The organism is Allotamlana fucoidanivorans (assembly GCF_006265225.1).
Classification (GTDB): Bacteria; Bacteroidota; Bacteroidia; order Flavobacteriales; family Flavobacteriaceae; genus Allotamlana; species Allotamlana fucoidanivorans.
On the sequence record NZ_VDCS01000100.1, the window covers coordinates 1 to 296 of the forward strand.

1 protein-coding gene is annotated in these 296 nt (G+C 44.3%); it reads right to left on the minus strand.

The genetic code is table 11. The annotated features are described in order from the left end of the window. On the minus strand, positions 1–296 hold a 296-nt coding region (locus FGF67_RS17345), incomplete at both ends, for a hypothetical protein (protein WP_158293252.1).

Genomic DNA, 296 nt, shown 5'->3' on the forward strand with positions numbered 1-296 from the left:
ATATCAGCATCCAGTGCATTTTGAGCTGCAGTAGGATCCGCATTATCAAACTCACAGGCATCAGCTGTATCATCAGAAGGACTAGTATAGCTTACTACTTGCGGTTGTGTTAGGGTATAGGTAGCAGTAGGATTAGTAGAGCCACAGATATCTTCTACCGTCCAGGTAATAGTTACCGTACCTCCCGTACAGAAGTCAATAGACTGATTGGTAAAATCATGCGATACGCTCGGTGAACATCCCCCCGCTAAACTGCTATTAATACTATTAGTTTGTGCCGTTACCCAAGCTGCGAT